The organism is Streptomyces sp. NPDC005925 (genome assembly GCF_040638805.1).
Taxonomy (GTDB): Bacteria; Actinomycetota; Actinomycetes; order Streptomycetales; family Streptomycetaceae; genus Streptomyces.
Genome location: NZ_JBEXVL010000002.1, coordinates 85800 through 111804, shown reverse-complemented (window position 1 = coordinate 111804; position 26005 = coordinate 85800). Strand labels below are relative to the sequence as shown.

Here is a 26005-nt window from a genome sequence, read left to right as displayed (position 1 = left end):
ACGTCAGGGCTAGCGTCGCCGTATGACGGTGACTTGGGAAGAGCTGGGATGGGAGCACGTGGCCGGCGGAGTGGGCCGGTGCCGGCTGCCGGGCTGGGACTGCACGGCCGGGCTCGTCGTCGGATCGGGCGCCGCGCTGCTGATCGACACCGGTGCGAGCCTCGCCGAGGGCGTCCGGCTGCGGGAGCAGGCGGAACGGCTCACCGGCCACCCTGTGACGCATGTCGCGCTGACCCACCCGCACTTCGACCACGTCTTCGGCACCCCGGCGTTCGCGGGGGCGGAGGTGTACGGCGCCGTCGGCATGGACGGCCTCTTCGCGCCGCGCGGCCGGGAGGAGCTGCGCGCGGACGCGGTGCGCAACGGGCTGGACAGGGCGGCCGCGGAAGAGGCCGCCGGGGCGCTCCTGCCGCCGCGCCACCTGGTCAGCGGCGAGTGGACCCTCGGTCTGGGCGACGGCCGGCAGGTCCTGCTGGCGAACGTGGGGCCGGGCCACACCGCCCACGACCTCGCCGTACTGGTGCCGGGCGACCGCGAGGTGGTGTTCTGCGGCGACCTCGTCGAGGAGTCCGGCGAACCTCAGGCCGGTCCGGACGCCGTACCGGCCCGGTGGCCCGCCGCCCTGGACCGGCTGCTCGGCCTGGGCGGCGAGGACGCGCTGTACGTGCCCGGCCACGGAGCGGTCGTGGGCGCGGCGTTCGTCCGGGCCCAGCGCGACGAGCTGGCGGCGCGATTCGGCGTGTCGTGACCGGGCGGGGGCGGCTTCTCCTATCGTCGTGCGAATGCGCCCTCCCGTCCCCCGCCACCGCCCGTCCGACGAAGGCCCCGTGGGCCCTCGTCCTCGCGTGTACTCCCCCGATCTGACCCCGCCCTGGAAGAAATCGAGGCCCGTCCAGGAGGTCCCTGCCGATCCCGGACTGGTCGTCGAGGAGCCCGGCACCGGCTTCTGCGGCGCGGTGATCCGCTGCGAGGCGGGCACGGTGACCCTGGAGGACCGGTTCGGCGCCCACCGGGTGTTCCCGCTGCAGCCGCGCGGTTTCCTGTTGGAGGGCCGGGTGGTGACCCTGGTGAAACCGGCCGGCGGACCCGTACGGCCCACCCGCACGGCGTCCGGCTCGGTGGCCGTGCCCGGCGCACGCGCGCGCGTGGCCCGCGCCGGGCGGATCTACGTCGAGGGGCGGCACGACGCCGAACTGGTCGAGAAGGTGTGGGGCGACGACCTGCGCCTCGAGGGCGTGGTCGTGGAGTACCTGGAGGGCGTGGACGACCTGCCGTCGATCGTCGCCGACTTCGCCCCCGGGCCCGGCGCACGCCTCGGTGTCCTGGTGGACCACCTGGTCCCGGGCTCGAAGGAGTGGCGCATCGCCCAGGCCGTGACCGGCGAAGACGCCCTGGTCGTGGGCCACCCGTACATCGACGTCTGGGAGGCGGTGAAGCCGTCGGCGCTCGGCATCACGGCCTGGCCCCGCGTCCCGCACGGCCAGGACTGGAAGACGGGCGTGTGCCGGGCGCTGGGATGGCCGGAAAACACCGGCGCGGCGTGGCAGCACATCCTGTCCAGGGTCCGCACGTACAAGGACTTGGAGCCGGAGCTGCTGGGGTGTGTGGAGCGTCTCATCGATCACGTGACCGTGCCCTGACGCACGACGGGCCGCCCCCACCGGGCGGGACGGACCGCTCCACTCGGAGTCGGTCCGCCGGTCAGCTCGTCCACCCGCGCGCAGGTGGTGGTCCCGCCCGCCGGTGTTCTCTCAGGGCACCCGGCCGCGCAGTCCTTGGCCCCCGCCCGCCGGTGGGTCCCCCTCAGTCCACCAGGTCCCGCACCACCGCGTCCGCGAGCAGCCGCCCCCGCAGGGTCAGCGCGGCGCGCCCCTCCTCGTACGGGCCGGTCTCCAGGAGCCCGTCCGCCAGGGCCCGCCGGGACGCCGCGAGGCCGGCCTCCCGCAGCAGCGCCAGCGGGACACCGCCCCGCAGGCGCAGCTCCAGCAGGATCCGCTCGACCCTGCGGTCCTCGTCGGACAGGAGCTCGCGGCCCGCGCCCGGGGAGCGGCCCGCCGCGAGCGCCGCCGCGTACGCGCCGGGATGCTTCACGTTCCACCAGCGCACCCCGCCCACGTGGCTGTGCGCGCCGGGTCCCGCGCCCCACCAGTCGGCGCCGCGCCAGTACAGCTCGTTGTGCTGGCACCGCCCCGCGTCGGACCGCGCCCAGTTCGACACCTCGTACCACTCGAAGCCGGCCGCCGACAGGGTCTCCTCGGCCATCAGGTAGCGGTCGGCGTGGACGTCGTCGTCGGTCGCCGGGATCTCGCCGCGCCGGATCCGCCGGGCGAGCCCGGTGCCCTCCTCGACGATCAGCGCGTACGCCGACACGTGGTCCGGGCCGGCTCCGAGCGCCGCGTCCAGCGAGGACCGCCAGTCGTCGTCGGACTCGCCGGGCGTGCCGTAGATCAGGTCGAGGTTCACGTGCGCGAACCCGGCGGCGTGGGCCTCGGCGACGCAGCGCTCGGGGCGGCCCGGCGTGTGGGTGCGGTCCAGGACGCGCAGGACGTGCTGTTTCGCGCTCTGCATGCCGAAGGAGATCCGGTTGAACCCGCCGGCCCTCAGCGCCGCCAGATAAGAGGGGTCGACGGACTCGGGGTTGGCCTCCGTCGTGACCTCCGCGTCCGGGGCCAGCCCGAACTCGTCGCGGATCGCGGCCAGCGCTCGTACGAGATCGGCGGCGGCCAGCAGGGTGGGCGTGCCGCCGCCGACGAAGACCGTGCTGACCGGGCGCGGGTCGTCGCCGAGGACCTTGCGGGCGAGGCGGATCTCTTCGGTGAGGGTGGCGGCGTAGTTGTCGCGGGAGGCGAGAACGCCGCCGGTGCCGCGCAGCTCGGTCGCGGTGTAGGTGTTGAAGTCGCAGTAGCCGCAGCGGGTCGCGCAGTACGGGACGTGCAGATAGAAACCGAGGGGGCGGTCCGCGGCCCCGGCGAGCGCCTGAGGGGGCAGTGCGCCGTCGTCGGGGACGGGCTCGCCGTCGGGGAGTGCGGAAGGCATGTACCCCATTGTCCCGCACCCGGACCGCCGGGCGTCCGGGTGCGGGACAAGCCCGTCACTCGGCCTGGAGCACGAGCAGCGCCAGGTCGTCCTCCGGTGGGCGGGTGCCGAAGTCGTGGACGAGGTTGCGGATGCGCTCGGCGATCAGTTCCGCGTCGAGGCCCGCGCAGCCCGCGAGGGCGGTCGCCAGCCCGTCACCGTCGTCGAACTGTCGTGAGCCGCAGCGCCGCTCGGTGACGCCGTCCGTGACGCAGAGCAGCGTGTCGCCGGGGCGCAGCTCGAAGGTCTCGCTGTGATACGTCTCGTCCTCCACGACGCCCAGGAGTGTCTGCGGCTCGGCCGCGGTCGTCACCCGGCCGTCGGCGCCGAGGAGCAGCGGCAGCGGGTGCCCGGCGGAGGCGAGGGTGCAGCGGATGCCGGGCCCGGCCGGTGTGTCCACGAGGATCAGCTCGCCGTAGAGCAGGGACAGGAAGCGGGTCTGCGGGCCGTCGCCGGGGATCGTGGGCCGGCCGCCGGCCAGGGCGCGGGCCGCCGCGTCCGCGACCTCCGTCGCGTCGTCGAGGAGGAGCTGGTTGAGCCGGTCGAGGACGTCGGCGACGCCGTAGCCCTCGCGGGCCAGCAGCCGCAGCCAGGGCCGGGCGAGACCGATGACGACGGCGGCCTCGGGACCCTTGCCCTGGACGTCACCGACGGCGAAGCACCAGCGGTCCTCGCCGGCCGGGAACAGGTCGTAGAAGTCACCGCTGGGCCCGCCCTGGTCGCACGGCTCGTGGACGAGGGCGCTGCGCAGGCCCGGTATCTCGGCGACCGCGCCCGGCAGCAGGCCGCGCTGCAGGACGGAGCTGATGGTGACCTGCCGGGCGTACTGCCGGGCCGCCCCGACGGCGAGCGCCACCCGGCGGCCGAGGTCCTCGACCAGGCCGGTGATCTCGTCCGGGAAGCGGGGCGTGCCGGACCGGCCGATGACGAGCGTGCCCAGCGGCCGGCCCCCCGCGACGAGCCGGTACGCCAGGGCCGTGCCGTAGGTGCCGTGCGGGCCGAGGGCCTGCGCGGGCCACGGGTACGCGACCGGCCCGGAGGTCATCGGGTCGGGCAGCCGGGGCGGGTCCTTCTCGACGGCCGCGCGCAGGTCCTCGATGAGTGCCTCGCAGCTGTGCCAGACGCGGGCCAGTCGCGCCCCGGGCCCCCAGGCGCCGTCGGCCCGGCCGCCGCGGCCGGTGGACTCGTCCTCCAGCCAGACCGCGCACCAGTCGGCGAGCCGCGGCACGATGAGCTGGGCGGTGAGGGAGGCGACGAGGTCCTCGTCGAGCTGCCCGGCGAGCAGTCCGGACGCCTCGGCGAGGAAGGACAGGGCGCCCCGGTTCAGCCAGTCCGCGCCGCGGCTCTCCTCGGCGGCCCGCCAGTCGCGGGGCGGTTCCGGCGCGAGCAGGCCCGCGGCGGCGAGCCCGCCGGTCTCGCCGGGGTACGCGTCGTCGTCGGGTTCGGCGGTGAGGGACAGCCGGGCCCACACGGTCTTGATGTCGGGGCGGAAGGTGACGCCCCAGCTCTCGGCGAGCGCGGCGACCAGGCGCAGGCCGCGGCCGTACTCGGAGGGCCCGTCGGGCGTCTCGGTGAGGCCGTCGCGCGGGGCGCGGGAGGGGTGGTGGTCGCCGACCTCCAGCAGCAGCGTGCCGTTGTCCGGCTCCAGCCGCAGGGTGACGTCGACGTCGGTGCCGGCGTGCACGACCGCGTTGGTGACCAGCTCGCTCACGATCAGGCCGGCGTCGTCGGCGAGCCTGCCGGAGAGCGGTGCGGTGAGCGGACCGGCCTGCCCGTCGTCGGCCCAGTCGGCGAGGGTGGCGCGCACCAGGGCGCGGGCGGAGCCGGGGGCGAGGCTGCCGCCGGGCAGGGTGGCGTGCGCCCGCGCGCAGTACTGCGGCGCGGGCATCTCGGCGGCAGGGGGGAAGATCTCCCGCTGCGTCGGAATGGCCCCCATGGACAGCTCCCCGAACGGTCGGTACGAGTGCGTCTCGGTCGTTGCGGACAGAGTGACAGACCGACTGCGTCCATGCGCGGGCAGTTACCAAAAGTTGGGAGCGGTGAGCGGGAATGATGCTACGGATGCGCTCGCACCGATCGGATATGGACACTGGCCGGCGTGTTTGAGTCAGGACGCGTCGCCCGAGAGCGGCGATACGACGTCCGCACGGCGGCGGAACAGGGCCCGTACGGCGAACCTGCGGGCGTGGGCCGACGGCCCCGGGCGGTGCGACGGGGAGTAGGGCGGCAGCGCCCGGCAGGGTGGTGCGCGGGGGCGGGGGACGAGGGGCGGCGCCCGGCGGGTTATGCGCGGGGGCGGGTACGCGGCGCCCGGGGGATGTGCGCCGCGTACCCGCCGGTCTCATGCCTCGCGCGCGCCCCCGTACATCTCCTCGATGAGGTGCTTGTACGCGCGCTCGACGACGGGCCGCTTCAGCTTCAGGCTCGGGGTGATCTCGCCGTGCTCGATGTCCAGGTCGCGGGTAGGAGACACTGCAAAATCAGCCATATGGCCAAAACAAACCAACTCGTTCGTTTTAAACTAACGGGTTGGTCGAGCCTTCAACGTTGGGGGATGGATGGCACAGGGCGGGCAGAACATGCCGCTGGAAGTTCAGCACATCAGAAAGGCGCTGCTGAAGGAGTTCGGGCAGCGGATTTCCATGGAGGACTTCGTAAAGAAGGACCCCAAGGAACGCGAGACGGCGCTGCTGTCGAGGGCCGTCTCCGCGAAGGCCGCCCGGATCCTTACGGACTGCACTTCGGACGAGGCGGCGGCCGGGGTCATCGACGGTCGTGACGACTTCGGCATCGACTGCGTGGCGTTCTCCGCATCGGGCTCCGAGATCTATCTGATCCAGGCGAAATGGAAAGACAAGGGGACGGCCGGCTTCGACACCGAGGCCGCCCTCAAGCTGGTACACGGGCTGAAGAAGCTCGACAATCGTGACCTTGACCATTTCAATGAGCGGCTGCAACTCCTCTCGGACCGTGTCCACGGTGTCCTCCAGCTTCCCACTTGCAAGGTGAACCTGGTCATCGCTCTCATGGGAGACGGTCGCCTCTCCCAGGAAACCCGCGACATCCTGGACGAGGCAGCCCGTGAATTCGGCGGACTTGGAAGAACTGTCGCGTACCGGGTAGTGAACCAGGCCGACTTCCACCGGGCTATCCGCGAGGACCTCGAACCCCAGCCGATCACGCTCAAGGCGACCATGAACCGGGAGTGGTACGCCCGCGAGACCCCATTCAGAGCGGTGATCGGTGAGGTCAGCGCCGACCAGTTGGCGCGTTGGTACGGCGGCAAGGGCGAGGGGCACGGCGAGCGCCTCTACGACCGTAACGTCCGCCGCTCGCTCGGACTGACCGGAGTCAACCAGACCATGGTCGACTCGATGCTAGAAGACCCCGAGGGTTTCCTCTACCGCCACAACGGCATCACGGTGCAGTGCGACGACATCGTGCAGGAGTACCCCTTCAAGCGAGCGGTGGGGCAGCCGACCATCCTCACCCTGACCAACGCCAGCGTCGTCAACGGCGCGCAGACGGTCACCTCCGCGTTCCGGGCGTACGAGAAGGACGCGGACGCCGTCGCGGAGGCCTACGTGATGGTGCGCGTCATCTCCTTGGTCGGGACGCCGGAGGGCTTCGGTCGCTCCATCACCAAGGCCACCAACACGCAGAACCACATGGAGCGCCGGGACTTCATCGCCATCGACCCCGTTCAGGGCGAGATTCAGAAGGACTTCCGCATCTCCCTCGACAAGGAGTACGTCTTCCGGCGGGGCGAGCTGGACCCCGCGCCTGAGTCGGGCTGTTCGGTCACGGAGGCGGCCACCGCCCTGGCCTGCATGCACCGGGACTCCTCGCTCGCCGTCCGGGTCAAGGGCTCGACCAACGCCCTATGGAGCGAAGGGCCCAACGGGGCCTACATCCGTCTTTTCGGGCAACAACCGAGCGGTCAGCAAATCTGGCGCGCGGTCCAGGTATTGCGCCTGGTACGTGACGAGCTGACGAAGACCCGGGCGAAGCTCACCGGACGGCCGGCCGCCATCGCGGACAGCGGGGCTCTCCTCGTCGCCCACCTGGTCTTCCAGCGCATTGGGCGGGACCGGTTCGAAGAGTCCGATGGAGACTGGGAGGGCGTACTCGCGGAGATTCCGGGCCAGGTGAGCCAGGTGTTGGCGGCTCTCATAAGCATGGTCGACGCCCTCTTCACCCCCAAGAGCTTCGTCACCAGTACGTTCGCCAACGAGGAACGCTGCGCACGCCTGGTATCGGCAGTACTCGGCACGCTCGAACGCGGTGTCGGGCCGGACTCGCCTATGAATCTGGCCGCACTCTTGAAGGTTGCCGGGCAGACACGGCAGCGCAGGCCTCAGACCGTACGCCTGCTGGTGGACCATGACGTGATCGAGGAGGGTACGCGTCTGGAGTACGCCCCCAGCGCTGCAGAGGAACTCGCCATCGGGGCCTGGCTCAACGCCGATCCCCGGCGTCGTCGTGCCAGCTGGGTGAACGACCGCAAGACCCCACTCCTCTGGGAGGCCGACGGGAAGCGCTACTCGCCGACGGGACTGGTCTCCCAGATGTGGAACGAGGCGGATTGGAAGGAACAGTGGAGCGCGGTGCAGGGCCCCAAGCAGTGGCGGGTGCCGGGAGAAGGAACGCTGGTGGAGATCGCCGAGCGGCTCTGGCAGCGGATCGTGGCCTGGGAGGAGCCGGAGGAGGGCGACCACCTGTCGTAGGCGTCCGAGGTCAGGCGCACGGACTGGGCCCGAGGCGGTGACGCTCACGCGTTGCCTGTTCCGTGCGGGCCGTGCAACTCGGCCCACACGGTCTTGCCCGAGGGAAACCGGGGTGTGACACCCCACCGGGAAGCGAGCGCGCTCACGAGAAGCAACCCGCGTCCATGTTCACCGTTCGGGCAGGGTTCCTCCGCCGGAGCGGGCAGCAGCTCTCCCCGATAGTCCGCGACCTCGATCCGGAGGGTGCCGGAGCAGCCTTCCGAGAGCGGGGTGAGGTTCATCGCGAGCAGGAAGTCCCGCCCGGGCACACGCCCATACGTGACCGCATTCGCGGCGAGTTCGCCCACCACCAGCTCGGCGGCCTCCAGATACTCACTGTTCCTGGCCCACCCCCAGTCCGCCAACTGCTGGATCGCGACCAGGCGCGCGAGGCGCGCTCCACGCCGCGTCGAGCCGAACTGTTGACTGAGGGGAGCGGGAGAGGTGGCGCAGCGGGGCGCGTGGGACTGGTCGCGAATTGCGTACTTCAGTCACAGAATGTATCCATATGGGCGTCTGCTGACCAGAGGAACCATCGGTACGGCGCACGCCTGTACCGCCGTTGGCGGTTGCGTGTCCGTGCTGACGGGAGTAACCAGCCGGTGGCCAGGCGGGTTGGGGGATGAGTGATGACATCGGAGCCCCGTCAAAGCAGCACCGGTGACCGACCCGAGCCCCCGGAGGACACGGACGGCCTCCTCGACCTGAACCGGGCTGTGGGGAGGCAGGTCAAGCTGCTCCGGGAGCGCGCCGGCCTGACCCAGAAGGGGCTGGGTGACCGGCTGGGGTACGGCGAGGACCTCATATCCTCCCTGGAGCGGGGCCGCAGAACACCTCAGCCGGAGTTTCTCGACGCGGCAGACGACCTGCTCGGTGCCGGAGGGCTGCTGAAGGCGACGAAGGAGGACGTGGCCCGGGCGAAGGCCCACGCACGGGTCCGGCACCCGGCGTGGTTCCGGGACTACGCACGGCTGGTGGCGGAGGCGGTCGAGGTTCAACTTCTACAACAACCATGCCATTCCCGGGCTGTTCCAGACCGAGCGGCGAGCTCGTGCACTGTACGGGATGCGGAAGCCCTTGCTCGACGAAGAAACCGTTGAACAACGTGTGGCCTCCAGGATGCAACTCGGGCGGCTTCGCACAGTCGAGTTGCAGGTAATGCCCACGAACCGGACCGAGCACGCTGGTATGGGCGGTCCGTTCACCTTGCTGACCCCGAAGGGAAAGCCTCAGGTGGAATATACGGAAGTGCAGGCCGTCGCACGCCTGCCACAGACATGGACGAGGTCCGTATCCTGGCCGCACGCTACGGCAGCATCAGGGCCCAGGCACTCACTCCGCGAGAGTCTCTGGCCTTGATCGAGAGGATGCAGACGGAAAATGAGTGCTGAGAGCTCCCGACAGCTCGTCTGGCGCAAGAGCAGCTACAGCGGCAATGAGGGAGGCGAGTGCCTGGAAGTGGCCGCCACCTCGGAAAGCCTCTATATCCGCGACTCCAAGAACGTGCACCGGCCGCACCTCTCCGTGAACGCGGACGGCTGAGCGGCGTTCGTGGGCTTCGCAGCGACGGACTGAGCCGACCGTTCAGTCACAGCACGTGGGGAGGCGCTGTCGACAGCGCCTCCCACTCCGGATAGACCTACGGCAGAGCCGCCGCGACCTCCCGGAAGTGCTTGGCCGCGGTGTCGAGCAGGTCCGCGATCTCGGAGGCGATCTCCTTCGGGGAGCCGAAGTCCTCTACCGCCGCCGCAAGGTTAGCCTTCAGGTCAAAGGTCACGTTCGGATGATCCAGCAGGTCGTCCACCCGGTAACGGCGGAAGCGGTCCGACTCGGTGCGCTCGGAGATGTCTCCGCCTGCGAGGCACGCATCGACGAAGTCGTCGAAGTCCTCTTCAGTGACGGGGTTTCCGGTGTCCGTACGGTGGTTGCCCGTGCGGGCGTCGTAGACCCACAGGTTCCGCGTCACGGGCTGGCCGTTCGGCTTGGGGGTGGCCTTCGTGAAGAAGAGGATGTTCGACTTCACGCCCTTGCGGTGGAACATCCCCGTGGGAAGCCGCAGGAGTGTGTGCACATCGCAGTTCTTCAACAACGCCCGCCGTGCAGTGGCCGCAGCGCCTCCGCCGAACAGCACTCCGTCAGGGACGAACACGGCCGCCCTGGCACCCGGCTTCAAGGTGACCATCAGGTGCTGGAGAAAGTTGGTGGGGAAGTCGCCATAGGCCAGGAAATCGTCCCGCATGGTGGCGTTGGGCACCACACCGTCGCTCCTGAAGGGGGGGTTGCAGATGGCCACGGTGGGGAGGACTCCGGAATCCGCCCGCACGACCGGGACCTTGCGCGTGAGGGTGTCCGCGAGCTTCACCGGAGCGAGATCGGAGAACGGCCGGCCCGTGTTGAACAGGATGTTCATGGTGGCGAGTCGGCACATCTGGGCGTCCAGGTCGGCCCCCGCGATGGCGGCCGGGTCCGTGGACTGCATCGCCTGGTAGGCAGCGATGAGCGTCGAGCCGGTGCCGCACGCCGGATCGATGACGATGTCGTCGGACCGCACATCGAGCACCTTGACGACAGCGCTCAGGACGGGGAACGGCGTCAAGGTCTGACCCGTTTCGATCTTCCGGTCGATGTCCTCGCGGCAGTCACGCAACATGATCGAAAAGGCGCGTCCCAGTTCGGCTTGGGGTATGCGGCGCCACTGGTGGGGATCGATCTGCTCGGTGATCAGCTTGGCGAGCTCGGCCATGCGGTCGATGTCCCAGGGCTGGGCATCGCGGAAGACCATGCCTGCGATCTGCCGGTCGGAACGGGTGGAGGCCTGGTCGCCGAGTTCCCGCATGAGCTCGGCGAGCCCGCTGTGCAGGGCGTCCCCGCTGAGGTCGGTCAGCTTCGGCCAGGTGCCCTCGGGTGCCACCGCCTGCCGGGCGAACCGACCGGGGCGCTGGGAGCGCTCATGGTCCAGCTTGAGGAAAAGGAGGTAGCCGACGTGCTCCACGAACTGGAGTCGTGTTATCGCACGGGTACTGGTCTTCTCGTTGTAGAAACGCCAGAGCCGTGTGGCGATCTTCTCGCCTGTCCAGAGGCGTTCCGGCGCACTGCTCGCCGCCGCTCCCGCCGCGCCGTCGCCTCGGCCGAACCCGTAGACCATGCTTCACCCAGTCCCTGTGTCAGTTCCCGGAACGGCATGTGGGCTCGTATGCGCATACGAGCCCACATGCCGTTCCGTCCCGTTTTCCGGAGTGGCCGCCGGCAGAACCTCTGGGCCGGGGGCCAAAGGACTGAGAGCCGGGCTACCGCTCCTGGTCTGTCTCTTCGGTGGTGCCAGTGGTGGTGCTGTCCGCGCGGTCACCCGCGGCCGGATCCGCTTCAGTGCCGACGGCCTTCTTCAGTGCCTGGGCCACGGCGGTGAACTCGGCCAACGCGCTTTCTAGTTCGTCCACGATCTCCTGAGCGATCACGTGCGGGGGCGCGAGCGGGGCGGAGGAGGCGGAAGCGGACTGAAGCACCGTCAGGTCGAGGTTGACCTTGTCGCGTGCGATCAGCTCATCGTACTCATACGGCTGGAAGCGCTCACTGGGCTTTCGAGCCGAGTACTCCATTCCTCCGGAGTGGAAGGCGGCGACGAAGTCGTCCAGGTGCTCGCGGCGCAGGGCACGCTGCTTGAGGGTGAAGCGCTGGTCGGTACGGAAGTCATAGACCCACAGCTGCTTGGTGGCGGGCTTGCCACCGGGTCGGGGCGGAACCTTGTCGAAGAACAGGACGTTCGCCTTGACCCCGTTGGCGTAGAAGATGCCAGTGGGCAGCCGAAGCAGCGTGTGGACGTTAGTGAGGTTCAGCAGGCGGCGGCGGATCTCCGCGCCGGCCCCGCCCTCGAACAGGACATTGTCGGGCAGGACGAGCGCGGCCCGGCCGTTCGTCTTCAGTAGGGTGTAGATGTGCTGGACGAAGTTGAGCTGCTTGTTGGTGGTCTGGGTCCAGAAGTCCTTGCGGGCGCTGTACGCCTCACCGGTGACGGAACCCACGCCAAAGGGCGGGTTGGCAAGCACGATGTCATAAAACTTGTGCGGCGACTTCGCCAGGGAGTCCTGGACCGTGATCAGGGGACGGCCGTCAGAGGTGCCGATGCCATGCAGGAGCATGTTCATCAGCGCGAGCCGGGCGGTCTCCCGCACCAGCTCGTATCCAGTGATGGCACCCGTCTGAAGCTTGCGGGCCTGGTCGCCGTAGAGCTGGTCCGCATAGCGCTCGGCGATGTGGGCGTGCGCGGCGATGAGGAAGCCACCGGTGCCGCAGGCGGGGTCGGTGATCGACTCGCCGGGCTTTGGCTGCACGCAGTCGACCATGGCGTCGATGAGGGACCGGGGAGTGAAGTACTGGCCTGCGCCAGTCTTGCGGTCCTCGGCACCACGCTGGAGAAGGCCTTCGTAGGCGTCGCCCTTGAGGTCCTGGTTCTCGCGGGTCCAGGTGTAGGGGTCGATCAGGTCCTTGACGAGCCGATCCATGACGGCGGGCTCGTGGATCTTGTTCTGTGCCTTAGTGAAGACCTCACCGAGCATGGTGCCGCCCTTGCGGCCCAGCTCCCGCAGGATGTGTTCGTACTGCTCAAGGAGGTCCTCGGCCGACCGGCTGGTGAGGCTCGGCCAGTCCAGTCCCTCGGGGACGAGCGGCTCCTCCGGATCGTTCCCGCGGAACCGCGCCGGCCGCTTGGCTCGCTCGTCGGCCATCTTCAAGAAGAGCAGGTAGGTCAGCTGCTCGACATAGTCGAGGGTGGAGACCCCGGAGTGGCGCAGCAGCTCACAGTATGACCAGAGGCGGTTGACGAGCGTCGAGGTCGTTTCTCCGGCGGACCGGCGGGGAGCCGGAGAAACGGTGACGCTGTTCCCTAGGGCGGGGGTGGTGCTCATGAAGGCAGTTCTTCCTGACCGGGCGGTGCGGTGCGGGGCTTGCGGGCTGTGCGTTTACGGGGGGCCTTGGCCTGCTGCTCAGCACGGATCCGGTCGAGCAGTACTGACGCCGGTTCATCGGCGGGGTTTTGGGGGACGAGGGCGCCGGTGAAGGCGGCGCGGAGGAGTGAAGCGCGGAGATCCTGGGCATGAGCAAGAGCACTCTCAGCCATGGCTCGTGCAACAGCCACATTCTGCAGGTGCAACTCGATCGTTTTCACGAGTTCTTCCTGAATCCCACGTGGAGGAATCGGCACAGGAAGTAGTTTAATTTTTCGAAGACTGATCGATGCCAGGTTCACTGACTGAGTGCCATTACGGTCACACCATGCCTTTCCGAAACCGTTCGCGTGCCAGGCCAGCAGCTTCGGGTGTATTTCATTCCCAATTACCCGAGCTCGGAACACATGGTTCTGATGGATGCAGGTCTCGATCTGCCCGTCCCAGATCCAACCACGCCCGAGTTTATCCCTGTCGCCGCCTTCGTTGAGGAGCACGTCGCCACACTTGAGGCGAAGTACCTCCGCCTTCTGCGGGGGGACACGAATGGTGGTCACGTTGTCCAGCGCAAGCTGCCCACGCTGAACATTCGCGACACGCAGATAAGGGACCTCGACGTATCCTGGATCATCCTGCCGCTTGCTGTCCTTGGTTACCCCACCAACTACTGAGGCGAATTCACCAAGCCGGGACCACTTCCATCCAGCGGGGAGATCAGGAAGTGGCCCATCATCGACATCGGCCTTTTGCAAGGGAGCCGGAGAAAGTTCGACCTGCTCCAAACAGCCACGCGAACCCTGAGTAGTCACCTGCTCGGCCAGCGTGATGGCGTTCAATAGTGCAGCGCCTGCAGCTGCTTCACCAGCCTGGATACGGGCGATCTGCCGCTCCACCTCGGCTGCGATCCGTAGCTGCTCCTCGTGAGGCGGCACCAGGATCTCGGTACTCATCAGCCAAGGCACCTCAAGCGAGGCCACCGTTGTGCCACGCTTACGGCAGTTCTCCAGAATATACTGTTCGCGTTCCCGAACCGCCCAGGCCAACCAACGTCCATCAATCCCGTAATATGGGACAACCGCCTTCATGTCCTGGTTGAGAGTCACGTCGAATGGCACGAAAGTCACAGGGACCTTGCGCTCTAGAATTCCGGAGCGGACAACCAAGGCGACAGAACCTGCCGGTACGAGTTTCACAGGTGCCTCGTCCAGCGCAGCTTCGTGAATTAAATCCTGTGTGGCCGCGAGAACATCGGGCCCCATATCCTTGGGAGAAAGCCAAGGAATGGTGCCGTTGGTCCAGAATTCTGGATTCTTTTTCGACGGTGTACCACCGCCGAACCACTTACCGACTTCCCCCAGCGTCGCCCGCGCCCACCCCGCTGGAAGCTCCCCCGGAGCTCCCCCAACAGGTACCTCGGGACCGCCAGGCCCCTGGGGTCCGTCCCCCATAGCCGCATCCAGCCCCAGCGTCACGCGCCCAGCTCCCTGTCCAGTTCGTCGAGGATTTCTTCCGCCCTCGTCTCGCCGAACTCCGCGAGGAAGCCGTCCGTGCCGTTCCGCATGGTGAACGGGGCGTAGTCGAGGTCGGCGGTGTCGAAGCGTACACGCTCGACCGTCGCACCGGCGATGTGGTCCAGCCACCAGCGCTCGGCCTTTGTGAAGGTCACACCGGCCTGCTCCTGTCGGGCCAGCCAGGCCGCGTACCGCTCCTGGACCGCCTCTTGGTAGGGGCGGGGCGGCTCGGCGCCGCTCTCCGCGCCGCCCGCCAGCTCGTACCGCAGCAGGGCGAGCAGGTCGGCCGCCGTCCAGGCGGCGGAATGGTCCGCCGCCACGGCCTCGCCCACCTGCTCGTAGGAGCGCCACAGCCGGTCCGGCGTCCAGGCGCGCGGCGGGCGGGCCAGGGAGCGTGCCAGGTCTTTGAGGCGCCTGAGAGCCTCGCGTGGCGGGACCTGCGAGCCTGCGGCGAAGGCGAGGGAGAGCGCCGCGATCTCGTCCCGGTGCTCGTCTATGTACGTCTTCCAGTCACGGACGGTGTCATGCGCCGTCGACCCGTCCTCCGCGACGGCGCCGGCGGACACGAGGGCGTCGCGGCTGGTCTCGTCGTACAGGATGTCCTTCGCGCGGCGCATCTCCAGCAGCCGGCTCCGCAGGGCGGGGCTGGACGCCAACGGCAGCAGGGCACGCTCGACCAAGGACCTGACGGCCTTGTCCGGATCGAGGCCGAGTTGTTCCGCGGCCTCCCGGGTCCTGGCCTGTTCGTCGACGGCGACGGCCTCGACCATGTTGTGCACGATGGTCTTCAGGGGCACGCCGTTGCTGAGGGTCTCGATCTCGGCCCGTTCCTCGTCGGTCATCTGGAGGTCGAGCTTGGCGAGGCGCGAGGCCAGGGTGGAGACGTGCTCGTCCTCCGCGACGCCCCGGGCGGTCAGGCGGAGGAGTTTCTCCAGGTTGAGGTCCTTCTCCGTGTGCCGCTCCAGCGGGCCCGCGTCCACCTTCGGCTTGCGGGTCGCCCCCACCGCGTCAACGATCACGAAGTGCGTCTTGTGGCCGACGCCCGGGGTGACGCGCTCGAACTCGGTCAGCGACAGGGTCCGCGCGCCCCGGCCCTTCATCTGCTCGAAGTAGGCCCAGCTGTTGACGTCGCGCAGGAAGAGCAGGCACTCCAGCGGTTTGACGTCCGTGCCGGTAGCGATCATGTCCACGGTGACCGCGATGCGCAGCTGCGGCAGGTTGCGGAAGTCGGAGAGGCGTTCGACGGGCTTCTTCGCCGCGTGCGTGATCTTCGTGCAGAAGTCGTCGCCCTTGCCGAAGACGTCCCGGATAACCTCGACGATCTCCTCGGCGTGGTTGTCGTTCTTGGCGAAAATGAGGGTCTTGGGGACGTACATCTCGTCCCACAGCAGCTCGCCGGTCTCCTTGTCGCGCTTGGCGCGCTCGGGGAAGATCTCGGTGAACAGGCGCTCGCGGAAGGTGCGGATCACCGTGCGCAGCTGGTCCTTGCTGATGACGCCGACGCCCACTTCCTTAGCGCCGTACGTCACGTCCTCGTCGAAGTCCTCGTAGCGCTGCCGACGGGTGCGCCGGTCGCGAACGGGGATGGCGCCCTGGGCGATGACTCCGCCCTCGCCCGTTATCCGGGTGAGGATCTCGTAGACCTGGAAGTCGACGTTGACGCCGTCGGCGACGGCCTCCTGGTAGGTGTACTCGCTGACCAGGTTGCCGTTGAAGTAACCGAAGGTCTGTGCGACGGGCGTCGCGGTCAGGCCGACGATCGGCGCGTCGAAGTACTCCAGGACGGAGCGCCACTTGCCGTAGATGGAACGGTGGCACTCATCGACGACGATCAGGTCGAAGGACTCCGGCGGGATGTTCCGGTTGTAGCCGACGGCAATGTTGCCCGGCACCTCGTAGGAGTACTCCTCCTCGCCGTCCGTGCCCGTGTGCGTGGGCACGCTGGCACCAGTCAGTTCCATGTACAGGCGCTGCACCGTGGAGACGACGACCTTCGCGGAGGGGTTCATCCCCTCAGCGCCCAGGCGCTGCACGTTGAAGAGGTCAGCGAAGGTGCGGTTGGTGTCGGGAGTGGTGAAATTCTCGAACTCGGTCTGGGCCTGGGCACCCAGGTTGTTTCGGTCCACCAGGAACAGGACGCGCTCGGCCTGCGCGTACTTGAGCATCCGGTACGCGAACGTGACCGCCGTGTAGGTCTTGCCGGCGCCGGTCGCCATCTGCACCAGGGAGCGGGACTGCCCGGTGCCCTGCTGGCCCTTGCCGAACGCGACGGACTCCTCGACGCCGCGCACCGCCTTGATCTGTGCGGGACGCAGAGGACGCTCGTCGAGCTCGGGCATCCGGTAGCGCAGCCGGGCACGGTACGAGGGGGCTTGTGGGTCCTGCTCGGCCTGACGGATCCACCGGGCCAGGGTGCGGGGCTGGTGGAAGGAGAAGATGCGCCGGGTGCGCGAGTCCGGGTCGAGGGTGTTGCGGAACCGGGTCTCGCCACCGTCCGAAACGTAGCGGAACGGCAGCGGTGTGCGCCAGGCGATCAAGCGCTGCTGCGCATCGGTGGGATTGTCCGCGTACCGGTCGGCCTGTGCCTGGGCGGCGGTTAGGTCAGCGCCTTCCCGTTTGGCCTCGATGACCCCGACGAGCTTGCGCTCCACGTACAGGGCGTAGTCGGCCCGCCCCTTCGCAGTGGTCACCTCGCGGGCAGCCACACCATTACCGCGCCGGTCCCCCAGCACGTGGAGGTCGAGGTTGGCGTCCCCGCCCTGGACGCTCCAGCCGGCCTCGGTGAGCATCTCGTCCAGGCGCGTGCGCACCTGAGCCTCGGTGAGGGGCTCGCGAGCAGCCTGCTCGGCGTTGTCCAGCAGCCGGGCGCGTTCGGCCACGGCCTCCGAGGCGGCGGCCGGACTGGTGGCCTGCGCACGCAGCAGACGGTTGTCGTCGTCGGACTGCGCCTGCTGGAGTGCCGCGAGCTGGTCGCGCATGGCCTCAACCTGGCGGGCCAGTTCCCCGCGCTCGGCGGTGGCGGCGGCCAGCTCCCGCTCGGCCGCCTCACGGGCGGCCTGTTCGGCCTGGGCCTGCGTAGCCTTGCCCTCGTAGGTAAGACGAGCTTCTTCCAGAGCGCGGCGTGCCTGCTCGACCTGAGCGCGCAGGTCCTTGTTCTCGGCAGCCGGAGTACGAGCCGGATCCGGGGGAACGAAAGCCTTCTGCTCTCGGGAGGCTGTGAGCAGCCGGTAGTACCAGACACCGATACGGTGGCAGGTGTGCAGCGCCCGGAAGGCATCGTCGGGACTGTCGTAGCCCTCATGATTGGCCCTGTTCCCGAGTATGCGGACCTCGTGGAATGCGGCCTTCACATTGCCGTGGAGATAGCCCTCACGATCCAGGGCCTCCAAACGCTCGGCCTGCTTGCTGCCGGAGTACTGGACACGGACCCGTAGGGCGAGGTCGGAGGCGAGGGCCTCACCGAACTGGCGGGACTTGATGAGCGAGGTGTTCGGGTCGGTGAAGACATGGGCCTCGGCGGCGGTGCCGTAGGCGACGAGCAGCGGCAGATGGGCGTACAGAAAGCCAAAGTTGCGCGAAGTCCGGGCGAGTTCGGCAAGCCAAGGATCCGGCGTGTGCGCCGCACCATCTGCGCTCATCGGGTGAGTACGCTCTCTCTTCCGTAGCCATGTGCACCAAGGCCGTTTCTGGCTAATCGAGTGCCCTGAGGATCATTGAGCCTAGCGGCCGTCGGCGCGGTCGGCCATGACATTGATCGCGGACGTCTCCCCCGCCACATCTATCGGCAGTGTCATCAATGCACACAGTTGAGTAGTCGTCGGTATCAATCGATGTCCTGTGATCGGATCCCCTTTTCCAATCAGCCGCTGAGGCGGACGGGAGGACGACCTCGGGGCGGGATCTCGGACCGACCAGGCCCGGGACCCGCCCCGTCTCGTCACGTGATGAGTGATGACTACGCCTCGCGCGCGCCTTCGTACATCTCCTCGATGAGGTGCTTGTACTCACGCTCGACCACGGGCCGCTTCAGCTTCAGGCTCGGGGTGATCTCGCCGTGCTCGACGTCCAGGTCGCGCGGGAGCAGGCGGAACTTCTTGATGGTCTGCCAGCGCTGCAGGCCCTCGTTGAGCAGCCTGACGTAGCCGTCGACCATCGCTACGGTGACGGGCGCGGCGACGACCTCGGCGTACGGCTTGCCCTCCAGGCCGTTCTCCTTGACCCAGTCGGCGAGGGCGGCCTCCTCCAGGGCGATGAGGGCGGTGCAGTAGTTCCGGTCGGCGCCGTGCACCAGGATGTTGGAGACGTACGGGCAGATCGCCTTGAACTGGCCCTCGACCTCGGCTGGCGCGACGTACTTGCCGCTGGAGGTCTTGATCAGGTCCTTCTTGCGGTCGGTGATCCGCAGGTACCCGTCCGGGGAGAGCTCGCCGATGTCCCCGGTGTGGAACCAGCCGTCCGCCTCCAGGACCTCGGCGGTCTTCTCGGGCAGCCCGTGGTAGCCCTCCATGATGCCGGGGCTGCGCAGCAGGACCTCGCCGTCGTCGGCGATGCGCACCTCGGTGCCGGGCAGCGGCTTGCCGACCGTGCCGGTGCGGTAGGCCTCGCCGGGGTTGACGAAGGACGCCGCAGAGGACTCGGTGAGGCCGTAGCCCTCCAGGATGTGGATGCCGGCTCCGGCGAAGAAGAAGCCGATCTCGGGGGCGAGCGCGGCCGAGCCGGAGACACAGGCGCGCAGGTTGCCGCCGAAGGCCTCGCGGATCTTGGCGAAGACGAGCTTGTCGGCGAGGTTGTGCCTGGCGGTCAGGCCGAAGGGGGCGCTCGCGACGCCGGTGCGGCGGAAGTTGTCCTGCGTGACCTTGGCGTACTCGCGGGCCACACCGGCCGCCCACTGGAAGATCTTGTACTTGGCGCCGCCGCCGGCCTTCGCCTTGGCCGCGACCCCGTTGTAGACCTTCTCGAAGATGCGCGGCACGGCCGCCATGTAGGTCGGCCGTACGACCGGCAGGTTCTCGATGATCTTGTCGACCCGGCCGTCGACGGCGGTGACGTGCCCGGCCTCGATCTGGCAGGAGGTCAGCACCTTGCCGAAGACGTGCGCGAGCGGCAGCCACAGGTACTGCACGTCGTCGCCGGTGACCAGCCCGGTCGCGGCGATCGCCTTCGCCATGTACGACCAGTTGTCGTGCGGCAGGCGCACACCCTTGGGGCGGCCCGTGGTGCCGGAGGTGTAGATGACGGTGGCGAGCTGGTCCTTGGTGATCGCGCCGACCCGCTGCTTGATCAGCCCCGGGTCCTGCTCCAGGCGGGCCGCGCCGCGGGCCTCCAGCTCGGCCAGGGTGATGATCCAGTCGTTCGACTCCACGCCCGCGCCGTCGATCACCACGACATACGCGAGCGCGGGAAGTGCGGCACGCTGCTCGACGGCCTTGGCGAGCTGCACGGCGTCCTCCGCGACCAGCACCCGGCTCTCGGAGTCGGAGAGGATGTACGCGGACTCCTCGGCGTTGGTCTGCGGATAGACCGTCGTGGTGGCCGCGCCGGCGCACATGATGCCGAGGTCGGCGAGGATCCACTCGATACGGGTCGAGGAGGCGAGCGCGACGAGCTCCTCCGGCTGCACACCCAGCTCGACGAGTCCGGCCGCGATGGCGTGGACCCGCTCGGCGGCCTGCGTCCAGGTCAGCGACTTCCAGTCGTCCGGGCCCTGACCGGAGGCGGCGGGCACGGGGTACCGGTAGGCCTCGGCATCGGGCGTGGCCGCCACGCGCTCCAGGAAGAGGCCCGCCACGGACGGCGGCCGGTTCTCGATCAGTGTCTGTGCGTCGCTCACGACATCCTCCGGGGCCCGCGGCAATGCGGCTGGCTCAGTGTGCGGCTGGTGCGGCTTGGTGCGGCTGGTTCTCCCCGCGAGCTTGTTTAACTCACGAGTAACTAGCGAGCAGGCATCAGCGTAAAGGGCATCCGGCCAGCACGTAAGGGCCTGCATCCTGTCACTTGCTCGTCCTTTCCTACAGACAGCGACCGGGGCATGGGCAGAGGCCTGCCGCACTTTCGTACGACAGGCCCCTGTTTGGCCCGGTTCACCCGGACGCTCGACGGCGACTCGGCGGTTACCGCCGGTTACTTCTTGCCCTTGGCCGAGGCCGCCCCGTCGTCGCTGGAGAGGACGGCGATGAAGGCCTCCTGCGGAACCTCCACGGAACCCACCATCTTCATCCGCTTCTTGCCTTCCTTCTGCTTCTCCAGCAGCTTCCGCTTACGCGAGATGTCGCCGCCGTAGCACTTGGCCAGCACGTCCTTGCGGATGGCGCGGATGGTCTCGCGGGCGATGACCCGAGAGCCGATGGCGGCCTGGATGGGCACCTCGAACGCCTGCCGCGGGATCAGCTCGCGCAGCTTGGCGACCAGCCGCACGCCGTACGCGTACGCGGCGTCCTTGTGGGTGATCGCCGAGAAGGCGTCCACCTTGTCGCCGTGCAGCAGGATGTCGACCTTGACCAGGCTGGAGGCCAGCTCACCGGTGGGCTCGTAGTCCAGGGAGGCGTACCCGCGGGTCTTGGACTTCAGCTGGTCGAAGAAGTCGAAGACGATCTCCGCGAGCGGCAGGGTGTAGCGGATCTCCACCCGGTCCTCGGAGAGGTAGTCCATGCCGAGCAGGGTGCCGCGCCGGGTCTGGCACAGCTCCATGATCGAGCCGATGAACTCGCTGGGCGCCAGGATGGTGGCCCGCACGACCGGCTCGTACACCTCGCCGATCTTCCCCTCGGGGAACTCGCTCGGGTTGGTGACGATGTGCTCGCCGCCGTCCTCCATGACCACGCGGTAGACCACGTTCGGCGCGGTGGCGATCAGGTCGAGCCCGAACTCGCGCTCCAGCCGCTCACGGATCACGTCCAGGTGCAGCAGGCCGAGGAAGCCGACGCGGAAACCGAAGCCGAGCGCGGCGGAGGTCTCCGGCTCGTAGACCAGCGCGGCGTCGTTGAGCTGGAGCTTGTCGAGGGCCTCGCGCAGTTCGGGATAGTCGGACCCGTCCAGCGGATACAGCCCGGAGAACACCATGGGCTTGGGGTCCTTGTAGCCGCCGAGCGCCTCCTCGGCGCCCTTGTGCTGGCTGGTGACCGTGTCACCGACCTTGGACTGGCGGACGTCCTTCACGCCGGTGATGAGATAGCCCACCTCGCCGACACCCAGGCCGTCGGCCGACAGCATCTCCGGCGAGTTCGTGCCGATCTCCAGCAGCTCGTGCGTCGCGTTCGTCGACATCATCCGGATCCGCTCACGCCTGTTGAGCTGCCCGTCGATGACACGGACGTACGTCACGACACCGCGGTACGAGTCGTACACCGAGTCGAAGATCATCGCGCGCGCCGGGGCGTCCTTGACGCCCACGGGCGCGGGAACCTCCGCGACCACCCGGTCGAGCAGTGCCTCGACACCCAGGCCGGTCTTGGCGGACACCTTCAGCACGTCGTCGGGGTCACAGCCGACCAGGTTCGCCAGCTCCTCGGCGAACTTCTCCGGCTGCGCCGCCGGCAGGTCGATCTTGTTGAGCACCGGGATGATCGTGAGGTCGTTCTCCATCGCCAGGTACAGGTTGGCGAGGGTCTGCGCCTCGATGCCCTGGGCGGCGTCGACGAGGAGGACGGTCCCCTCGCAGGCGGCCAGCGACCGCGACACCTCGTACGTGAAGTCGACGTGCCCCGGGGTGTCGATCATGTTGAGGATGTGCGTGCTGGACTTGTCGTGGGTCGGGGCCCACGGCAACCGCACCGCCTGGGACTTGATCGTGATGCCGCGCTCGCGCTCGATGTCCATGCGGTCGAGGTACTGGGCACGCATCTGCCGCTGCTCGACCACTCCGGTCAGCTGGAGCATCCGGTCGGCGAGCGTGGACTTGCCGTGGTCGATGTGCGCGATGATGCAGAAATTGCGGATCAGAGCCGGGTCGGTACGGCTCGGCTCGGGCACATGGCTAGGGATCGCGGGCACGCAGGGTCCTGATTCTTGAGGCGTCCGCAGCCGTCTGCGGTCTCGGGTCGGATCTCGGGGTCGGATCTATCGGGTCTATACGTAGGCTCCATCGTCCCACGGTCGGCGACGTGGGACGGGTATGGGCCACGGCCCCGGGCCGCGTGGGGCACCGGCACCGCGCGACGGACGGCCCGTGGATGCCGGCAGGCAGGCGGCCGACGGACGGTTTGGGCTGCTCTCCAGCCCGCTGGTAGGCTGAGTGGCTGTGTCTCATGCCCTCTCGCAGGAGGCACTCCTTCAGAAAATCATCGGTACGGGACCTTCCCGGCCCCGTACCAGAACCTGCAAAGGCTCATTCGTGGCGAACATCAAGTCCCAGATCAAGCGGAACAAGACCAACGAGAAGGCCCGGCTGCGCAACAAGGCCGTCAAGTCGTCTCTGAAGACCGCGATCCGCAAGGCCCGTGAGGCCGCTGCCGCGGGTGACGTCGAGAAGGCCACCGAGGCTCAGCGCGCTGCCGCGCGTCTGCTCGACAAGGCCGTCTCGAAGGGCGTCATCCACAAGAACCAGGCCGCCAACAAGAAGTCGGCGCTGGCTTCCAAGGTCGCGTCCGTCAAGGGCTGAACCTCTCCTTTGATCTGACCGCCGGAAAGACCCAGAGCGGGCCCTCTCTCATCCGCTCCCGACCGGCACCCCGGAGCCGCACGCGGCCTGCGTTCGCCACGCGGGTGCGGCTCCAGATTCCAGAAGCCTGACGCGAGGACCCCGTCCGCCGCTCCTCCCCGGAGCGGGTGGAGGGGGTCTTTGTCGTGCGGGGGGTGTCGGGACGGGGTGGTGTGCCGGAGTGTGGCAGGCGGGATACAGGGGAGGGGGCGCTGACCGGGGCTGTCGACTGGTGTCTGAGGCGGTTGCGGGGGTCGGAGGGCGGGGCGCTTGCCGGGACTGCCGACTGGCCGAAGTCGTGGCATTTGCCGGGACTGTGAGGGGCCTGAAGTTGCCGGAGTGTCTGAGGGCGGGGAGCCGGCCTCTACGTACGTGTCGCTCGGCAGGAGGGCGGGAGGCCGGGGCAGGGGGAGACCCCCGTGTCCGTTACGCGCGGCCCCGGGAACGGGCCGCTCTGGCGATCACGACGACCGCCTTCTCCAGCGCGTACTCGGGATCGTCACCGCCGCCCTTCACGCCCGCGTCGGCCTCGGCGACCGCCCTCAGCGCGACCGACAGGCCGTCCGGTGTCCAGCCGCGGCTCTGCTGGCGCACCCGGTCGATCTTCCACGGCGGCATGCCGAGCTCACGGGCCAGGTCGGCGGGCCGACCGCCGGACGCGGAGGACAGCTTGCCGATCGCCCGCACTCCCTGCGCCAGCGCGCTGGTGATCAGCACCGGTGCGACCCCGGTCGACAGTGACCAGCGCAGCGCCTCCAGCGCCTCCGCCGTCCTGCCCTCCACGGCCCGGTCGGCGACGGTGAAGCTCGACGCCTCCGCCCGCCCGGTGTAGTAGCGCCCGACGACCGCCTCGTCGATCGTCCCCTCGATGTCCGCGGCGAGCTGCGACACCGCCGACGCCAGCTCCCGCAGATCGCTGCCGATGGAATCGACCAGCGCCTGGCAGGCCTCCGGCGTCGCCGAACGCCCCAGCGCGCGGAACTCACCGCGCACGAACGCCAGCCGGTCCGCCGGCTTCGTCATCTTCGGGCAGGCCACCTCACGCGCGCCCACCTTGCGCGCGGCGTCCAGCAGGCCCTTGCCCTTGGCGCCGCCCGCGTGCAGCAGCACCAGCGTGATCTCCTCGGCCGGCGCCCCGAGATACGCCTTCACGTCCTTGATCGTGTCGGCCGACAGTTCCTGTGCGTTGCGTACCACCACGACCTTGCGCTCCGCGAAGAGCGACGGACTGGTGAGCTCGGCGAGCGTGCCGGGCTGCACCTGGTCCGAGGTCAGGTCCCGTACGTCCGTGTCGGCGTCGGCGGCCCTGGCGGCCGCCACCACTTCCTGCACGGCACGGTCGAGCAGGAGGTCCTCCTGGCCCACGGCGAGAGTCACCGGGGCGAGAGGGTCGTCGTTCGCAGTCTTCCTGGCCATCGCGACAAGCATTGCACGCGCCACTGACAACCCGTTCCTGGCCCAGCCGGGTCGGGTTGATCGGGTCGGGTTGATCGGGTCGGGTTGATCGGGCCAATGGGTGGTCCGGCCGCGTGGGTGGCCGGTTGGCCGTTGGCTGGTTCGCCGGTTGGCGAGCCGCCGGTTCGCCGGTTCGCCGGTTGCGCAACCGGTTGGCCGGTTCACCAGGTGCTTGGCCGGTTGCCCGAGCCGACGGTGAGTCCATTCACAGGTGCCCAACCGGTTGCCTGGCCGGTCGGTTGCCCGGTTGGTTGACCGTATGGCCGGTTCAGCAGCTACCTGGCCGGTTGGCCGGCCGCGGTTCCTCCCCGGCTGAGGTGGCGGCACCCTTGCGGGTCACGGCTCCTCCCGCCAGCCGTCCCACTCGTCCGCGAACTCGTCGAGCTCCGCCGCGTCCAGCCGCTCGTCCTCGTCGCACAGGACGACCAGCCACTGCGCGTCCTCGGCATCGTCCTCGCCGGCCAGCGCGTCCCGGACGATCCGCGGCTCCTCGTCCAGCCCGAACCGCTCCCCGAGTGCCTCGACCGCCTCCTGCGCGGCATCGCGGTCGGGCAGCACCAGCACATGTCTCACGTCGTTCACGGCAACCATTGTGCGGCACCGCCCGGCACGCGAACCGCCAGGTCAGACGCTCAACCGTCAGTTCAGACCCTCAACCACCGTCCAGCCCGGTCTCGGCGTTCTCGCCGGCCTGGAGGTTCTCGCCGGCCTGGACGCCTGGGCGATCTCTGCGATCTCGCCGGCCTCGAGCGTCCCGTCAGTCATTCCTGTCTCCTTCAGTTACTCATGCCTCCTCCGCCCTGCGTGGCTCGCAGCACCGGCACCCGGTCGAGTGCGATCCCGAACCGCTCCCGGTACACGGCCAGCACCTCCTCGTCCGCGTCCAGCTCACGCTCCTCGCGACCGCCGTCCGGAGCCGTCTCGGTCAGCCGGCGCCCGCTGAGCGTGACCCGCCCGCCGTCCTTCGTCACCCGCGAACACACCAGCGACCGCGTGAAGTGCGACTCGGGCGAGGTGCTGTGCCACCACGCCCCGGCCACGAAGTCCCCGAGCACCCGCGGCCGTACCTCCAGCCGGTACTCGGGGCTGTCGTCCCAGCTCACCTCCAGGTCGGGGGTCACCGACGCGTCGCCACGCACCCCGGCCCGGTCCGGCCCCGCCTCGGCGATCCTGAACGTGCCGCAGGGGTCCGGCTGGTCGCCCCGGTCCCAGAACGCCAGCGGGTAGTGGCTGTGCGCCCCGAACCCGACGTCGGCCAGCCACTCGCCCCCGTCCGCCGTCCGCACCCGCAGCGCGAGATGGTCGTACGGAATCCCGAGCCGCTCCTCGTCGACCCGCACCCGTGCCGCGAGCAGCGTCACCTCGAAGCCGAGCGCCGTGAGCAACGCCCCGAACGCGCCGTTGAGTTCGTAGCAGAACCCGCCCCGGCGTCCGGCCACGACCTTGTCCAGCAGCCGCTGCTCCTCGAGCACGATCTCCTCGCCGAGGTGGACGGAGAGGTTCTCGAAGGGCACGGCCTGCAGGTGGCGCAGGTGCAGTTCGCGCAGGGCATCGGCGGTGGCCCTCGCCGGGCGGGCGACTCCGAGCCGCTGGAGGTAGGCATCGACCTGTTCGGGTGTCATG

At 69.0% G+C, this 26005-nt stretch carries 18 protein-coding genes and 1 pseudogene; 6 read left to right on the top strand and 13 right to left on the bottom strand.

Features of this window, described 5'->3' with window-relative positions; genetic code table 11:
- Positions 1 to 22: 22 nt before the first annotated feature.
- A complete protein-coding gene (locus ABZ354_RS03240) occupies positions 23 to 748 on the top strand; it encodes an MBL fold metallo-hydrolase (protein WP_358652397.1) in 726 nt (241 codons plus the stop codon).
- A gap of 34 nt (positions 749 to 782) precedes the next feature.
- On the top strand, positions 783 to 1640 hold the full coding sequence (locus ABZ354_RS03235; RefSeq protein ID WP_358652395.1) for a DUF3097 domain-containing protein: 858 nt from the start codon (positions 783 to 785) through the stop codon (positions 1638 to 1640).
- 163 nt (positions 1641 to 1803) lie between these two features.
- On the opposite strand, the gene hemW is transcribed toward ABZ354_RS03235, so the two are convergent.
- From hemW to ABZ354_RS03220, 3 genes are all read right to left on the bottom strand, one after another.
- Entirely contained in the window at positions 1804 to 3036 is a 1233-nt protein-coding gene (gene hemW / locus ABZ354_RS03230) for a radical SAM family heme chaperone HemW (RefSeq protein WP_358652393.1), read from the bottom strand.
- A gap of 55 nt (positions 3037 to 3091) precedes the next feature.
- Positions 3092 to 5011 (bottom strand): SpoIIE family protein phosphatase, encoded by a 1920-nt coding sequence (locus ABZ354_RS03225; protein WP_358652391.1) that lies wholly within the window; start codon positions 5009 to 5011, stop codon positions 3092 to 3094.
- Between the two features lie 405 nt (positions 5012 to 5416).
- Positions 5417 to 5548, bottom strand: a complete 132-nt coding sequence (locus ABZ354_RS03220; RefSeq protein WP_358652389.1) for a hypothetical protein — start codon at positions 5546 to 5548, stop codon at positions 5417 to 5419.
- 85 nt (positions 5549 to 5633) lie between these two features.
- Here ABZ354_RS03220 and ABZ354_RS03215 point away from each other — a divergent pair, with 85 nt between their 5' ends.
- Entirely contained in the window at positions 5634 to 7802 is a 2169-nt protein-coding gene (locus ABZ354_RS03215; RefSeq protein ID WP_358652387.1) for an AIPR family protein, read from the top strand.
- A 44-nt stretch (positions 7803 to 7846) separates the two neighbouring features.
- Here the strand turns inward: ABZ354_RS03215 and ABZ354_RS03210 are convergent, their stop codons facing one another.
- Complete coding sequence (locus ABZ354_RS03210; protein ID WP_358653126.1) at positions 7847 to 8224, bottom strand: ATP-binding protein; 378 nt, start codon at positions 8222 to 8224, stop codon at positions 7847 to 7849.
- 246 nt (positions 8225 to 8470) lie between these two features.
- Here ABZ354_RS03210 and ABZ354_RS03205 point away from each other — a divergent pair.
- Together ABZ354_RS03205 and ABZ354_RS03200 are read left to right on the top strand one after the other, a co-directional pair.
- Positions 8471 to 9232, top strand: a pseudogene (locus tag ABZ354_RS03205) (Scr1 family TA system antitoxin-like transcriptional regulator).
- The gene (locus tag ABZ354_RS03200; RefSeq protein WP_358652385.1) at positions 9222 to 9383 is read left to right on the top strand and encodes a DUF397 domain-containing protein; all 162 of its coding nucleotides are present in this window, start codon (positions 9222 to 9224) and stop codon (positions 9381 to 9383) included. Before ABZ354_RS03205 ends, ABZ354_RS03200 begins: the two are co-directional and overlap by 11 nt.
- A 97-nt stretch (positions 9384 to 9480) precedes the next feature.
- Here ABZ354_RS03200 and ABZ354_RS03195 read toward each other — a convergent pair whose 3' ends face one another.
- The 6 genes from ABZ354_RS03195 to lepA all read right to left on the bottom strand — a co-directional run bounded on the left by ABZ354_RS03195 (position 9481) and on the right by lepA (position 22281).
- Complete coding sequence (locus tag ABZ354_RS03195) at positions 9481 to 10986, bottom strand: N-6 DNA methylase (RefSeq protein ID WP_358652383.1); 1506 nt, start codon at positions 10984 to 10986, stop codon at positions 9481 to 9483.
- A 142-nt stretch (positions 10987 to 11128) separates the two neighbouring features.
- Positions 11129 to 12742: a class I SAM-dependent DNA methyltransferase gene (locus ABZ354_RS03190; protein ID WP_358652381.1), complete on the bottom strand. Its 1614-nt coding sequence runs from the start codon at positions 12740 to 12742 to the stop codon at positions 11129 to 11131.
- Positions 12739 to 14253 (bottom strand): restriction endonuclease subunit S, encoded by a 1515-nt coding sequence (locus ABZ354_RS03185; RefSeq protein ID WP_358652379.1) that lies wholly within the window; start codon positions 14251 to 14253, stop codon positions 12739 to 12741. Before ABZ354_RS03185 ends, ABZ354_RS03190 begins: the two co-directional genes overlap by 4 nt.
- Entirely contained in the window at positions 14250 to 17930 is a 3681-nt protein-coding gene (locus tag ABZ354_RS03180; RefSeq protein WP_358652377.1) for a DEAD/DEAH box helicase family protein, read from the bottom strand. The genes ABZ354_RS03185 and ABZ354_RS03180 overlap by 4 nt, the downstream gene beginning before the upstream one ends.
- Before the next feature lie 317 nt (positions 17931 to 18247).
- Positions 18248 to 20122, bottom strand: a complete 1875-nt coding sequence (locus ABZ354_RS03175; RefSeq protein WP_358652375.1) for an AMP-binding protein — start codon at positions 20120 to 20122, stop codon at positions 18248 to 18250.
- 290 nt (positions 20123 to 20412) lie between these two features.
- A complete protein-coding gene (lepA, locus tag ABZ354_RS03170) occupies positions 20413 to 22281 on the bottom strand; it encodes a translation elongation factor 4 (RefSeq protein ID WP_358652373.1) in 1869 nt (622 codons plus the stop codon).
- Positions 22282 to 22621: 340 nt separating this feature from the next.
- On the opposite strand from lepA, the gene rpsT reads away from it, so the two are divergent.
- A complete protein-coding gene (gene rpsT, locus ABZ354_RS03165) occupies positions 22622 to 22888 on the top strand; it encodes a 30S ribosomal protein S20 (RefSeq protein WP_358652371.1) in 267 nt (88 codons plus the stop codon).
- Between the two features lie 465 nt (positions 22889 to 23353).
- Here the strand turns inward: rpsT and holA are convergent, their stop codons facing one another.
- The 3 genes from holA to ABZ354_RS03150 all read right to left on the bottom strand — a co-directional run bounded on the left by holA (position 23354) and on the right by ABZ354_RS03150 (position 26004).
- Entirely contained in the window at positions 23354 to 24343 is a 990-nt protein-coding gene (holA, locus tag ABZ354_RS03160) for a DNA polymerase III subunit delta (protein ID WP_358652369.1), read from the bottom strand.
- Positions 24344 to 24718: 375 nt separating this feature from the next.
- Positions 24719 to 24964 carry a hypothetical protein gene (locus tag ABZ354_RS03155; RefSeq protein ID WP_358652367.1) on the bottom strand — a complete coding sequence of 82 codons (246 nt, stop codon included), beginning with the start codon at positions 24962 to 24964 and terminating at the stop codon, positions 24719 to 24721.
- Between the two features lie 194 nt (positions 24965 to 25158).
- A complete protein-coding gene (locus ABZ354_RS03150) occupies positions 25159 to 26004 on the bottom strand; it encodes an arylamine N-acetyltransferase (RefSeq protein WP_358652365.1) in 846 nt (281 codons plus the stop codon).
- Position 26005: the final 1 nt, after the last annotated feature.

Excerpts from the sequence above, each read along its gene's own strand:
- ABZ354_RS03235 (WP_358652395.1), top strand. The coding sequence starts at position 783 with ATGCGCCCTCCCGTCCCCCGCCACCGCCCGTCCGACGAAGGCCCCGTG.
- hemW (WP_358652393.1), bottom strand. The coding sequence starts at position 3,036 with ATGCCTTCCGCACTCCCCGACGGCGAGCCCGTCCCCGACGACGGCGCA.
- ABZ354_RS03225 (WP_358652391.1), bottom strand. The coding sequence starts at position 5,011 with ATGGGGGCCATTCCGACGCAGCGGGAGATCTTCCCCCCTGCCGCCGAG.
- ABZ354_RS03200 (WP_358652385.1), top strand. The coding sequence starts at position 9,222 with ATGAGTGCTGAGAGCTCCCGACAGCTCGTCTGGCGCAAGAGCAGCTAC.
- ABZ354_RS03150 (WP_358652365.1), bottom strand. The coding sequence starts at position 26,004 with ATGACACCCGAACAGGTCGATGCCTACCTCCAGCGGCTCGGAGTCGCC.
- ABZ354_RS03240 (WP_358652397.1), top strand. The coding sequence starts at position 23 with ATGACGGTGACTTGGGAAGAGCTGGGATGGGAGCACGTGGCCGGCGGA.
- holA (WP_358652369.1), bottom strand. The coding sequence starts at position 24,343 with ATGGCCAGGAAGACTGCGAACGACGACCCTCTCGCCCCGGTGACTCTC.
- ABZ354_RS03180 (WP_358652377.1), bottom strand. The coding sequence starts at position 17,930 with ATGAGCGCAGATGGTGCGGCGCACACGCCGGATCCTTGGCTTGCCGAA.
- ABZ354_RS03195 (WP_358652383.1), bottom strand. The coding sequence starts at position 10,986 with ATGGTCTACGGGTTCGGCCGAGGCGACGGCGCGGCGGGAGCGGCGGCG.
- ABZ354_RS03215 (WP_358652387.1), top strand. The coding sequence starts at position 5,634 with ATGGCACAGGGCGGGCAGAACATGCCGCTGGAAGTTCAGCACATCAGA.
- ABZ354_RS03190 (WP_358652381.1), bottom strand. The coding sequence starts at position 12,742 with ATGAGCACCACCCCCGCCCTAGGGAACAGCGTCACCGTTTCTCCGGCT.